10 protein-coding genes are annotated in these 13,646 nt (G+C 54.4%); 2 read left to right on the top strand and 8 right to left on the bottom strand.

Annotation, left to right across the window (positions count from 1 at the left end):
- Positions 1-135 precede the first annotated feature (135 nt).
- From L1F29_RS08880 to citZ, 7 genes are all read right to left on the bottom strand, one after another.
- Positions 136-930, bottom strand: coding sequence for a DeoR/GlpR family DNA-binding transcription regulator (locus L1F29_RS08880; RefSeq protein ID WP_258387966.1), 795 nt, complete (start codon positions 928-930; stop codon positions 136-138).
- Position 931: 1 nt separating this feature from the next.
- Positions 932-1,888: a sugar kinase gene (locus L1F29_RS08875; RefSeq protein WP_258387965.1), complete on the bottom strand. Its 957-nt coding sequence runs from the start codon at positions 1,886-1,888 to the stop codon at positions 932-934.
- 29 nt (positions 1,889-1,917) lie between these two features.
- Positions 1,918-2,343, bottom strand: coding sequence for a hypothetical protein (locus tag L1F29_RS08870; RefSeq protein ID WP_258387964.1), 426 nt, complete (start codon positions 2,341-2,343; stop codon positions 1,918-1,920).
- 80 nt (positions 2,344-2,423) lie between these two features.
- Complete coding sequence (gene recQ, locus L1F29_RS08865; RefSeq protein ID WP_258387963.1) at positions 2,424-4,664, bottom strand: DNA helicase RecQ; 2,241 nt, start codon at positions 4,662-4,664, stop codon at positions 2,424-2,426.
- 92 nt (positions 4,665-4,756) lie between these two features.
- Positions 4,757-5,698 (bottom strand): malate dehydrogenase, encoded by a 942-nt coding sequence (gene mdh, locus L1F29_RS08860; RefSeq protein WP_258387962.1) that lies wholly within the window; start codon positions 5,696-5,698, stop codon positions 4,757-4,759.
- Between the two features lie 145 nt (positions 5,699-5,843).
- Entirely contained in the window at positions 5,844-7,136 is a 1,293-nt protein-coding gene (gene icd, locus L1F29_RS08855; RefSeq protein WP_258387961.1) for an NADP-dependent isocitrate dehydrogenase, read from the bottom strand.
- Positions 7,137-7,343: 207 nt separating this feature from the next.
- On the bottom strand, positions 7,344-8,459 hold the full coding sequence (citZ, locus tag L1F29_RS08850; RefSeq protein WP_258387960.1) for a citrate synthase: 1,116 nt from the start codon (positions 8,457-8,459) through the stop codon (positions 7,344-7,346).
- Between the two features lie 294 nt (positions 8,460-8,753).
- On the opposite strand from citZ, the gene L1F29_RS08845 reads away from it, so the two are divergent.
- On the top strand, positions 8,754-10,283 hold the full coding sequence (locus L1F29_RS08845) for a Ppx/GppA phosphatase family protein (RefSeq protein ID WP_258387959.1): 1,530 nt from the start codon (positions 8,754-8,756) through the stop codon (positions 10,281-10,283).
- On the opposite strand, the gene ppk1 is transcribed toward L1F29_RS08845, so the two are convergent.
- The gene (ppk1, locus tag L1F29_RS08840; RefSeq protein WP_258387958.1) at positions 10,263-12,338 is read right to left on the bottom strand and encodes a polyphosphate kinase 1; all 2,076 of its coding nucleotides are present in this window, start codon (positions 12,336-12,338) and stop codon (positions 10,263-10,265) included. The two genes, L1F29_RS08845 and ppk1, sit on opposite strands and share 21 nt — an antisense overlap.
- Before the next feature lie 186 nt (positions 12,339-12,524).
- On the opposite strand from ppk1, the gene ytvI reads away from it, so the two are divergent.
- Positions 12,525-13,640, top strand: coding sequence for a sporulation integral membrane protein YtvI (ytvI, locus tag L1F29_RS08835; protein ID WP_258387957.1), 1,116 nt, complete (start codon positions 12,525-12,527; stop codon positions 13,638-13,640).
- The last annotated feature ends 6 nt before the right edge of the window (positions 13,641-13,646 follow it).

Genomic DNA, 13,646 nt, shown 5'->3' with positions numbered 1-13,646 from the left:
TTTTTAGTTCTTACAGCCGCTTGATGCCCTGACACTGCTGTTAGTCCGAAGAACGGACTTACAGAGGGGACTTGCCAACTCCCCGCCAACGCTGACTTATCTAGCACCGGCCTGGCTGCCGGCTCCTGACGCTGATCACTCGCCGCTTTCGCCGGCTACATATACGCGGATGCCGAAGCCGCTCGCAACCGCGCCCAGGTGCTGCGGCAGCGGCGCGTCGGTAATGAAGCCCTGCAGCGCTGTCAGCGGCGCAATGGAGAACAGCGAGGTGCGGCCGATCTTCGTATGATCGAACATCGCGTAAGTGGCCTGAGACCGGTTGATCATCGCTTTCGCAATTTGCGCTTCCTGTTCGGAATAAGTGGTAATGCCGCCCGTAGAGGAAACGCCGTCGACGCCGAGAAACATTTTGCCGATATTGAGCTGTGCAATCATCGCCTCACCAAGAGGACCGCATAGCTCGAAGCTGTTATGACGCATCATGCCGCCTATGAGAACGACCTGAATATCGCTGCCGGCCAGCTCCATGGCGACGTTGACCGCATTGGTGACGACCGTAATGCCGCGGCGCATCTTCAGCAGCTTCGCAAGCAAGTAATTCGTCGTGCCTCCTGAGAGGCCGACGACATCCCCTTCCACGATGAGCTCTGCAGCCGCACCGGCAATCCGTTCCTTCTCCAGAAACGATAGCCCTTCCTTCTCAGCAAAAGGAATCTCTCGCACTGCGTTCATGCCGTCATACATTGCCCCGCCGATCGTCCGGATCACGGGCTCCTTCTTCTCCATCAGCTCCAAATCGCGGCGCGCGGTAGCTTCCGATACACTGAATCGTTCCACCACTTCCGAAATGGTGATCTTCCCCTGACGTTTCAGGACGTTCATGATCTGCTCGCGCCGCCTTCTGCCTTTGGACGTTTGAGCATCCTTCATCTTATCGCTCCACCCAGCCATTGCCCTGCAAGCGGCTCTCCACGGTCTGCCAGTCCGGCAGCGCTTCCCAGTCCCCTCGCATCTGGACGACCAGCGAGCCGCTGATGCTGCCGATACGTACCGCTTCTATGGAGCTCTTGCCTTGCATAAGCCCGGTCAAGAAGCCTGCGCAGAACCCGTCGCCGGCTCCTACGGTATCAATGACTTGATCCGCTTTGTAGAACGGAACGGCTGCAGCTTCGCCGCGTTCAAGAACAACCGTAGAATCCTCTACGCCTTTAATGACAGTAACGGCATTCAGCTTGGCAAGCTTCCCTTTCACCGCTTCCAAATCATCCGTCTCATAAAGGAGCCGCAGCTCGTCCCATCCCGGCAGGAAGTAATCCGCCTGTTCGGCAAGCTTGAACACGACGTCGCGCGCTTCCTCGATCGTCCACAGCTTCAGCCTTAAATTCGGATCGAAGCTGACGAGGACGCCCGCTTCCTTGGCCGCCGCTACGGCCGCGAATACCGTTTCGCGGCAGCTCTCACTCAACGCAGGCGTAATTCCGGTGATATGCAGCAGCTTACAACCTCTAATGTAATCAAGATCCAGATCCGCAGGCGTCATCCGGCTTGCAGCCGAATGCTTGCGGTAATAATGAACGGCCAGCTTGCCTGCTACGGTTTCTCTGAACATCAGGCCTGTCGGGCTGTCGGATCTGAAGCGGGCTCTCGATACGTCGACGCCCTCGCCGCGAATCGTTTTAAGAATCTTGCGGCCGAACGGATCTTCGCCGAGCGCTCCGAACCAGCCGACCGAGCATCCCAGCCGGGCTGCTCCGATCGCTACGTTGCTCTCCGCACCGCCGAAGCTCTGCTCAAGCTGAGCGGCCGTTTCCAAGCCCCGGTACTCCGGAGACATGAACAGTGCCATCGTTTCCCCAAAGGTGATTAAATCCGGAGACTGCTTCGTCATGCTCTCTCCCCATTTAACTGCGAATTAGATTACTTGTAGATCGGATACTTCATGAAGTATAGAATCACGATGTAAATAATCAGCACAAGAACACTCAATGTACGCGCTTTGGCAATATGCGACGAAGCGCTTTGGCCGGTTTGAATTTCCGTTACGATCCGCTTAAGCGGCTTGCTGATAATGCCGCCCAAGGCTGCGATGGCAAGGAACAGCACCGTCGTGATGATCATCCACATGACCGCATAATCGCCCTGCGACATCAGATAACCGCCTGTTAGAAGCTGCAGCACAAGAAAATATTGCGCAATCCGGTTAGCAGACGCCAGCCCGCCGGCAAGACCGGCTTGTCCTTCGCCTGCAAGCTTGGAGATCCGTCCGACCAATACCGGCATAACGATGTAGAATCCCATGCCCGTCGCCCCTAAAACGTGCAGAAATAGCATAAAATTATTCATTCCGCATCCTCCTGATAGTTCATATACAATCCTCACCAGTATACTAAATCAATGAGTTAAATTCAAAGCCGAAACTGGAACTAGTTACCGCCGGACCCGGCAAGCCGGTGCTTGGCAATGACCGCTTTAATCGCAAAATAATCGATATCGTCCGGCAGCTCTTCTTTGATCGGCTTCAATCGTTCTGCGCCGATCCGGGTGACGGCTTTCACAATTAACGCTTCGCTTGCTTCCGGGATGAATTCATCCCAATCCACTTCTTCGCCTTCATCCGCGCAGCGAATCAGGTGATTCTCGATCGTAACCCGGCTCATATCGCGGTGCTCGGCAATTTGGGTCAACGTATGACCGGCTTGCAGCAGCGCCAGTGTCTGCAAATGGCTGGCCAGCTCCGAGGTTTCCGCCAAAAATGCGTCTCTTTCGGCACCTAGTACAGACGCAGCCGCACTACCGGCAGCTTGTGTGGATGAGGCCGCCGCCTCGTTAACCATCCGATCGCCCGCGCTATCCTCGTCCGTCCCCCGCGGCGGCTCTCCTGCCGGTGCGCGGAATCTGCGAACGATGTCAATAACATCGGAGCCGTATTTCGCCACCTTTGCGGCTCCGACACCCTTCACCGTCAGCAGCTGCTCGGTATTAAGCGGCTGGCGGTCCGAAATATCTCGCAGCGTAGCGTCGAAGAACAGCATGAACGGCGGCACTTGCTCGCGCGCGGCCGTCGCGCGGCGCCACTCTCGCAGCGCCTCGAACAACGGACTGTTCGCCGCGGCTTGATCCGTCGTCTTTCGCTTGACGGACGTGCTCCGTCTGCGCATGACCTGCACGCTTCCTTCCAATACGGGAAGCGCTTCGGTCGTTAACGATACGGTCGGATATTCGCCGTCGCTGATCCGCATGTAGCCTTCCGCGACAAGCCAGTACAGCCAATCGGTAATCTCCTTCTCCGCCCAGTCCCGGAATAACGCATAGGTCGATAAGCGGTCTAAGCCCAGCTCCAGGATCCGCTTCTCCCGCGATCCCTTCAGCACCTTGGCCGCTAATGAGATGCCGAACCGTCCCTTCAGCCTGCCGACGCAAGACAGCGCTTTGCGCGCATCCTCGGTCATATCCACCTTTTCGCTCTGGTCCAGACAATTGCCGCACTTGCCGCAAGGCGGAACGTCGGCTTCACCAAAATAGCTGACGATAAATTGAAGGAAGCACCGGTCTGTACGGCTGTAATGCATCATCGTGTACAGCTTGTTCAGCTGAATGGCCCGACGCTCGGAATCGGCCGTTCCCCGCTCAATCAGGAAACGCTGCACCTGTACATCTTGCGGCTCGAACAGCAGCACGCACTCGCTTTCCTCTCCGTCACGGCCAGCACGGCCTGCTTCCTGGTAATAGGACTCCACATCGCCAGGCATCTGCCAATGAACGACATAACGGACATTCGGCTTGTCGATCCCCATGCCGAAGGCGTTCGTCGCCACCATCACCCTGACATCGTCGAAGCGGAATTTCTCCTGCGCATCGGCCCGTTCGTCATCGCTTAGCCCGCCGTGATATTTGCTTACGGAGACTCCCTGACGCTGCAAATCGCTGCAGACCTCTTCCGCTTCTTTGCGCGTTGCCGTATAGATAATGCCTGATTGATCATGCCGCTGCTTCACGTAATCGCGAAGAAACTTCCGTTTATCGATACCGGTAACGACCGATAAAGAGAGATTCGTACGGGCGAAACCGGTTATGAATACATTCGGCTCACGAAGCCCAAGCATGGCGGCGATATCCCGTGAAACCTCCGGCGTAGCCGTAGCCGTGAAGGCAGCGACCGGCGGACGGTTCTCCAGCCTTCCAATCCAGCCGGCAAGCTGCCTGTAGCTCGGACGGAAATCATGGCCCCATTGCGAAACGCAGTGCGCCTCGTCTATCGCGATCAGCGATATCTGCATTTGGCTCGACAAAGACTCGAACATGGTCCCGTCAAGCCTCTCGGGAGCCACGTACAGCAGTTTATATGCACCCTGTGCGGACTGCCGGACGACTTCCCGATATGTAGCCGCGTCAAGTGAGCTGTTCAAATACGCAGCCGATACGCCTAAACGGGACAATGCGTCCACCTGGTCCTTCATCAGCGAGATTAAAGGTGAGACAACGATTGCCGTCCCCGGCAGCAGCATAGCGGGCAGCTGGTAGCAAACCGACTTGCCGCCGCCTGTCGGCAGGATCGCAAGCGTATCCTTCCCTTGAATCAGGCCTTCGATAATTTCGCCCTGTCCTTTGCGAAAGCTGTCATAACCGTATACCTGCTTCAATAACCGCTGCGCTTGCTCCAACATCATTCCGCCTCCTTCTATCGCTATAAAATAGCGAAGACCCTGACATCTGTCGGTCAGGGTCTCATGTGCTTCACGAGTAAGCGTCAACTCTACTAGCCGTTAACTACCGCAATGACATTGCGCACGGAGTCCGCTGATTTCTCAAGCGCAGCCTTCTCGTCAGCCGTCAATTCCAACTCGAATACTTTCTCGATGCCGTCGCCGCCAAGTATGACCGGAACGCCCATGAACAGGTTGTTATAACCGTATTCGCCTTGCAGCAATGCGATAACCGGAAGAATGCGTTTCTTATCCTTCAGGATCGCTTCGGTCATTTGGACAAGCGATGCAGCCGGCGCATAGTATGCACTGCCGTTGCCCAGCAGGTTTACGATTTCGCCGCCGCCAACGCGCGTGCGCTGTACGATCGCTTCAATGCGGTCAGCCGGAATCAGCTTCTCGATTGGAATACCGCCGACGTTAGAGTAACGAACGAGCGGCACCATGTCGTCGCCGTGTCCACCAAGTACGAAGCCGCGAACGTCTTCCGTCGAGACGTTCAGCTCTTGCGCGATAAACGTGCAATAACGGGCGGTATCGAGTACGCCGGATTGGCCGATTACGCGGTTCTTAGGGAAACCAAGCGTTTGGAAAGCCACGTAAGTCATCGCATCAACCGGGTTGGAGAGGATGATGACATATGCGTTCGGGCTCGTAGCTTTGATGTTCTCGCAGACGGATTTCACGATGCCTGCGTTGGTGTTCACGAGGTCGTCGCGGCTCATACCCGGTTTACGGGCGATACCGGCCGTAATGATGACGATATCGGAATCTTTGGTATCCGCATAGTCGGCCGTACCGGTAATTTTCGAATCGATGCCTTGTACAGGCGTCGATTCCATCATGTCGAGCGCCTTCCCTTTGGTAGGGTTCTCCAGCTGGGGAATGTCAACGAGGACAACGTCTCCCAGTTCTTTTTGAGCCAGCATTAGCGCAGTCGTAGCGCCTGTGAAGCCGGCGCCGACAATCGAAATCTTGTTCCGTTTAATAGCCATTGCGAATATGACCTCCTGGTATTGGGTTCACTTCTATAAGAATTTATAGGAAGAAACCAGAAAGGAACAGCGGCGGATAGCCGGTGCAGAACTCCTGCCTCCACCAGCTATCCGCGCCTATTCAGAACGTCCCTCGAATTGCAGACTACATATTTTTGATGATTTCGTCCGCAAATGCCGAGCATTTAACTTCCGTAGCGCCTTCCATCAGGCGGGCGAAGTCATACGTTACGGTTTTGTTGTTGATCGAAGTTTCCATCCCTTTGTAGATCAGGTCAGCCGCTTCCTGCCAGCCAAGATGCTCAAGCAGCATAACGCCGGACAGAATAACCGACCCTGGGTTTACGACGTCGAGATCCGCATATTTCGGAGCCGTGCCGTGCGTTGCTTCGAAGATAGCATGTCCAGTCAAGTAGTTGATATTCGCGCCCGGTGCGATCCCGATGCCGCCAACTTGAGCAGCCAGCGCGTCAGACAGGTAGTCGCCGTTCAGGTTAAGCGTCGCGATCACGTCGAAGTCCGTAGGACGGGTCAGAACTTGCTGCAGCGCGATATCGGCGATAGCGTCCTTCACGATGATTTTTCCTGCAGCTTCCGCTTCCTTCTGAGCCTTGTTCGCCGCTTCTGTGCCTTCCGCTTCCTTGATGCGGTCGTATTGGCCCCAAGTGAAGGTTTGGTCCGCAAACTCTTGCTCCGCTACTTCGTAGCCCCAGTTTTTGAACGCGCCTTCCGTGAACTTCATGATGTTGCCTTTGTGTACCAGCGTAACCGTTTTGCGGCCATGCTTGATTGCATAGTTGATTGCGGCGCGAGCCAGACGCTTCGAGCCTTCTGCGGAAACAGGCTTGATGCCGATACCGGACGTTTCCGGGAAGCGGATGTTCTTGGCGCCCATTTCTTCTTGCAGGAACGCAATCACTTTCTTCACGGCGTCTGAGCCTTCTTGATATTCAATACCCGCGTAGATGTCCTCTGTGTTCTCACGGAAAATAACCATGTCCACAAGCTCAGGACGCTTTACCGGGGAAGGCACGCCGTTGAAGTAACGAACCGGACGCAGGCAGGTATACAGGTCAAGCTCTTGACGAAGCGCAACGTTCAGCGAGCGGATTCCGCCGCCGATCGGCGTCGTCAAAGGACCTTTGATTGCAACGATATATTCACGAATAGCCGTAAGCGTATCGGCTGGCAGCCACTCACCATAAGCATTGAAGGCTTTCTCGCCGGCAAAGACTTCGTACCAAGCGATTTTTTTCTCGCCATTGTAGGCTTTCTCAACGGCAGCATCAAGGACGCGCTTGGACGCTTTCCAGATATCGCGGCCAGTGCCGTCGCCTTCGATAAACGGAATGATTGGATTGCTCGGAACTTGCAGGACGCCATTGTCGATCGTAATTTGCTTTCCTTCTGTCGGCATTGCGAATTTTTCAAGCTTCATGAATAAATTCCTCCTATGGGTTGCTATTGAAATGGGAAAAGAAGCAAAACATGCAAAAACAGCTTTCCTGCCGCTAGAAGGGCAAGTTAGCATGCTAATTCAAGAGATGGCTGACATAGCACGACGGGAGCCAGTTGCACAAGTAAACGCCGTGTGCGCAGACAACCCGTCTAAAGCATCTCAGAATTTATAATGGGGTTGGTGAGCCTAGCCGCGCTCAGCGATCGGCTTAACCTTCTGGTTAACCGGTCCTACGTACTCGGCGCGCGGACGGATCAAGCGGTTGTTCTCGTACTGCTCCAGAATATGGGCGGTCCATCCTGACACGCGGCTGATTGCGAAGATTGGCGTAAACAGATCGCGGGCGATCTTCAACGTCGTATAGACAGAGGCCGAGTAGAAATCTACGTTTGGCTTCAAACCCTTCTGGCCGGTAACGAGCTCTTCAATCTTAACGGACATCTCATAAAGCTCCATGTTGCCGGTCAGCTTGCCAAGCTCGCGGGACATCTTCTGCAGGTGCTTCGCGCGAGGATCGCCGTTCTTGTAAACACGGTGGCCGAAGCCCATGATTTTCTCTCTATTGGCAAGCTTCTGGTTAATGACCGATTCCACGTTGGCAATCGAGCCGATCTCTTCCAGCATAACCATAACCGCTTCGTTCGCGCCGCCATGAAGAGGGCCCTTCAAAGCGCCGATCGCCGACGTAACGCCGGAGTAGATGTCGGACAGCGTTGCAACCGTGACGCGGGCCGCGAATGTAGAGGCATTCAGCTCGTGGTCGGCATGCAGAACAAGCGCTTGATCCAACGCTTTAACGGCAACTTCGTCCGGTTCTTGACCGGTCAGCATATATAGGAAGTTGTGCGCAATGGACACGCCCGCTTTAGGAGCGACAGGCTCCCTGCCTTCGCGGATGTGTGCGAAAGCGGCCACGATCGTTGGAAGCTGGGCTTGAAGCTTGATCGCTTTGTTCAAGTTCGCTTCCGGTGACATATCGTTGGCCGATGGGTCGTATAGAGCAAGGCTGGATACCGCTGTGCGCAGCGCCGCCATGGAATTGGTATCTTTAGGATAGAGCTTAAGCTGTTCCAGCACTTGTGCCGGAATCGCAGCATATTCGCCAAGCTGTCGGTTCAGCCCGTCAAGCTCGGATTGTGTTGGAAGCTTTCCGTACCAGAGAAGATAAGCCGTTTCTTCGAAGGAAGCATGTTCCGCAAGATCATCAATATCGATACCGCGATATGTCAGAACACCATCGATAATCGAGCTGATCGAGGATGTTGTGGCGACGATGCCTTCCAGACCTTTGGTTGCTGTCATGTCTCTCTCTCCTTTAACTTCAATTATTACCATATTTTCTCAACAATAAATGGATTCGATTCCGGACCGTCCTTTCAATCATATCGGATTTTGACAACGAAGTGAACAAAAATACACATAAAAACTCTTTATCGCTATCATAAAGTTTTTTTCTGTCGTTATATGTGCAAAAATTTTACCCGAAATCATTTAATTATAACCATGTTAAAACAATACTTTTGACCGTGCGGCCCCGGATGTTACACTATTCATATAAGAAAGCAATATCTACGCATGTTTACGGGAGGCGAACTCATGACTGAACAACGAATAGGGATCATTGATATCGGCTCCAATTCGATCCGGCTAGTCATTTATGAACGAACGGCGAATGGCGCCCACCGCGTCATAGACGGAAGCAAACGAGCAGCCCGGCTCAGCGAGCAAATCGATGAGAATGGCAATATTCCGGCACATGCCGTTCATGAGCTCAGCGATACCTTGAATCACTTTCGCCTCATCTGCGCCCATCATCAGGCAGGACATATCCGGGCGGCTGCCACTGCAGCCATCCGCAATGCGGGCAACCGCAAGCAGGTGCTTCAGCAGATCGAGTCTGAGACAAGCTTGCGCGTTGAGCTGCTGTCCGGCGAAGAAGAAGCCGGCTATGGCTTTCTCGGGATGATCAATTCCATGGATGTGAAGGACGGCTTCCTCATCGATATCGGCGGGGGCAGCACCGAAGTATCGCTGTTCCGCGATCGTTCGCTCGTCCATTCCGTTTCGTTTCCGTTCGGCTCCGTCAGCGCAACCCGGCGATTCGGCTCGAAAGGCATTCTGGAAAACGCCGATCTGCGCGAACTGGAGGCATACATACAGGAAACCGCTGCACGCGAGCCATGGATCGGTCAGTCGCCCGGACTACCGCTCATTGGAGTCGGCGGCACCGTTCGCGCGTTTGGCAAGATTCATCAAGCGCAGCTTAAATATTCGTTCTCGAGCAGTCATAACTACCCGATTCCGGGTCAAGACGTCGATAGAATGTTCGAGCAGCTGCGAATGCTGCCGCTTAACAAACGGCGCCAAGTGGCGGGGTTGTCCAAAGACCGGGTGGATATCATCGTTCCGGGCATCGCCATTCTGCGGACGCTCTTTAAGCTAATGCAGGCTACGCACTACGTCGTCTGCGGCTCAGGGCTCCGAGACGGGCTTTTCTACGCGACCCGGTTCCCTGACCGGCCCCGGCTGGACAATGTGCTCTCTTATAGTGTGAACAATTTGGCGGCTCTACACCCGGAATTGCCCCGGCAGCATGTTTCCCAAGTGAACCGGACGGCGCTGCTGCTATTCGATCAGCTCCGGCAGAAGCATCCCTTTCCGGAACGGGCGCGGCTGTGGATCGATACAGCTTCCACCTTGTTCCGGATCGGGACAAGCATCGATTATAACGATTATAAGAAGCATACGTTCTATCTGATGGTCAATTCGCATATCTACGGCTTGTCGCATCGCGAGACGCTGTTGTGCTCTGCGATTGCCTCCTATAAGAACAAAGGACGCGTCAAACAGCTCGTGTCGGCGTATAAGCCGCTGCTCGACGAGACCGATGCGGCGACGATCGGCATGCTAGGCACGCTGCTTCAGCTCTCCATCGCTCTCGATCGCAGCGAGACCCAGGCCATAGGCCGACTGGAGACCGAGCTGACCGAGAGCAAGCTGCTGCTGCGCGCCGTTCGGGCAGAAGGCTCGCTGGCCGTCGAACGCCAGGAAGTCAACTCGCTCGCAGCCGAATTCAAGAAAGTATGGGGATTGACGCCGGTCTTGTTATTGCCCGACTACAGATAGCTTTTTCCATTTGGGAATTTTTTTGGCTTCCATTTGGCTGCGCAGCGGGGACAGCCCATTGCTGACCGGCACATACGTGCCATTCGGCTGCAGCTCGCGCGCCTTCACATTGTCATTGAGGCCCAATTGAAGCATGTTGACAAGCATCTTGCGCAGCTTGGGATCCAACACCGGACACATCAGCTCGATCCGGCGCGTTAAATTACGCGTCATCCAATCTGCGCTCGACAGAAAAACCTCCTCATCGCCGCCATTATGGAAAACCATAACGCGCGAGTGCTCCAAGTAGCGGTCTACCACACTGATGACGCGTATGTTCTCGCTCCTGCCGGGTACGCCGGGACGCAAGCAGCAGACGCCCCGGACGATCAGTTCGATCTTCACGCCTGCCTGCGAGGCTTCGTACAGCTTGTCGATCATCTCTTGATTCGATAAGCTGTTCATCTTGGCGATGATTAAAGCCGGCTTGCCTGCGGCGGCATTCTCCTTCTCCCGGTCGATCAACCCGAATAGCTTCTCCATCAATCCGGTCGGCGCGACACCGAAGGCTTTCCACTCATAAGGGGCAGAATATCCGGTTACCTCGTTGAACAGCGCCGATGCGTCCGCTCCGATAACGGGATGGGACGTGAACAGGCCGAAGTCGGTGTACAGCTTGGCCGTATTGTCGTTATAGTTGCCGGTGCCAACATGCACATAGCGGCGGAGCACCTCCTGCTCTCTTCGCACGACCAGCAGAATCTTCGCATGAGTCTTCAATCCGACCAATCCATACACAACGTGGCAGCCCGCTTTCTCCAGCTGTCTCGCCCACGCGATATTCCGTTCCTCGTCGAACCTCGCCTTCAGCTCGACGACAACCGTTACCTGCTTGCCGGCCTCGGCCGCCGTAGCGAGCGCCTGGACGAGCGCAGAATGACCGCTGACCCGGTATAATGTCATCTTGATGGCCAGAACATCCGGATCATTCGCCGCATCGGTGACAAAGTCGTTTACCGCATCGAAGGACTCGTACGGATGGGATAGAAGCACATCCTGTTGACGGAGAACCTCGAACATATCCTCCGTATCCTCGAACTCATACGGGTATACGGGCTCCATGCGATCAAACCGGAGGTTATCGTGCCCTTGCAGCGAGCTGGCCCATCGCATCAGAAAGCTAAGATCGAAGGGGCCGTCGATTTCAATGCTGTTCTCGTCCAGCTCAAGCTCTTCCTTGAGAAGCTGCAGCGCATAGGGGTGCATGTTCTTGGCGTACTCCAGCCGCACCGGCATTCCCCAGCGGCGGCGGCGCAGCTCCTTCTCGATTTCCTCCAGCAAATCCTCCGCGCCTTCTTCATTGAGCGTTAAATCCGCATTGCGCGTGACGCGGAAAGGGTGGACCGCTATCGGCGCATACCCGTTGAACAGCTTGTCGATGTGGCGCTCGATCAACTGCTCAAGCAGGACGAACTCCATTTTCTTGCTGCCCGTCCGGACAGGAACGGCGACATAACGTTGAAGAATAGACGGAACCTGCACAATGGCGAATAACGGCTCTTCTTCCGGCGGCTGATGATCTTTGCGAAGGAGAACGGCCAAGTAAAGCTCCTTCGTGTGGAGCAATGGGAACGGCCGGCTCTGGTCGACAGCCATTGGCGTCAAAACCGGGAAGACAATCTCGTTAAAATACCGGTCGATGGCTTTCATCTGCGCGGCGTTCAGCTCATCCGGCTTACGAAAGCTGATGCCCTCCTTGGAGAGACAGCGCATCACTTCGCGGAACGTACGGTATTGATCGGTTACAGCTTGGGCCGTCCGTTTGATCAATCGCTTCCACAGCCCGGCCGGCGTGTAGCCGGTAAAATCCTTTTTCGTATACCCCGCCTTCATCTGATCCTGTATGCCCGCCATCCGGACGCTCATGAACTCGTCCAAATTGCTCGATACGATAGACAGAAATTTGACGCGTTCCAGAAGAGGGGTGCCCGGATCCTGCGCCTCCTCAAGTACGCGCCTGTTGAAGGCAATCCAGCTCAAATCACGGTTGACATAGTGGGGTAAAGTCTTGTTCATCGGTAATCCTCCTACGACAGCGCATCAAAAACAAGACGCTTCTTGTCTCATTATGCAGGAGCTCTGTTCGGTTAATGTTAATAGATCGTAAATACAGCGTAAAGTACGTTTTTTATTCATTTATTTGGCAAAAGGAAGAGCGTCGGTGATACAATATGTTATAGACGTTGTAAGGAGGGATGTTCATTGGATCGAACCGTCTGGCGGCGTATCGGCCGTGCAGTGCTCGTCCTAATTGTCATAACGATCATCATTCTGCTCGTTGTATATGTAACGCCGCTCGTGTATCCGTTCATTGCGGGATGGCTGCTTGCCTATATCATCAATCCCATCGTGACCGTCCTCCACCGGAAGCTAAAGGTCCCAAGGTGGCTTGGCGTCACCCTTACCTTGATCTTATTTGTTGCCGCAATGCTCACCATCGTCTCAGCCCTCGTAACGCGGATCGTCGTCGAAATCATTCATTTATCCAAATCGCTGAACAGCACGATCGATTGGTGGAAGAATCAATTCGAATGGATCGTCGCCTCGCCGGAAATACAAGATCTGATCAATAAGCTGAACACCTTCTACAAGGAAAACCCCAACTATCAGGAAACGATCAACTCCCGCATATCAGACACAGCCAACCTGCTTGCCAACAAGAGCTCCAGCATCATCAGCTTCTTCTTAAACGGTATCGTCGGCCTCATATCGTCTCTGCCTAATCTCGCAACCATTCTGATCGTCGTGCTGCTTGCCGCCTTCTTTATCAGCAAAGACTGGTACCGCCATCTTGCCAGCATGACCCTCTGGTTTCCCGATGGCATGCGCAAGTCGACCTCCATTGTCTGGAACAACCTGCAGCGGGCGTTATTCGGCTATGCCAGGGCGCAGCTTATCATGATTTCGATCACAGCCGTCGTCGTCACGGTCGGATTAATGATTCTGGGCGTCGATTACGCGATCACCATCGGGATGCTGATCGGATTCATCGATCTGCTTCCTTATCTTGGCGTAGGCGCGGCTATGGTGCCCTGGATCATCTATACCTTTATATATGGAGATATCTCGCTCGGTATCGGTTTGAGCGTGCTCTACGGCATTATATTGGTAGCCAGGCAAATGCTTGAGCCCAAGGTGCTCGCCAGCAGTGTCGGTCTTGACCCGCTGCCCACGCTGATCGCCATGTTTGTCGGGCTTAAACTGTTCGGGGTGTTCGGATTGATCGTGGGCCCGGTTTCGCTCGTCATTATTTCCGCCATCCATCGGGCCAATGTGTTCCGCGATTTGTATACGTTCGTTATAAGAGGGTCCAAGTAATCCGCC

Source organism: Paenibacillus spongiae (assembly GCF_024734895.1).
GTDB classification, from domain to species: Bacteria; Bacillota; Bacilli; order Paenibacillales; family Paenibacillaceae; genus Paenibacillus_Z; species Paenibacillus_Z spongiae.
This window is presented reverse-complemented; position numbering and strand designations above follow the sequence as displayed.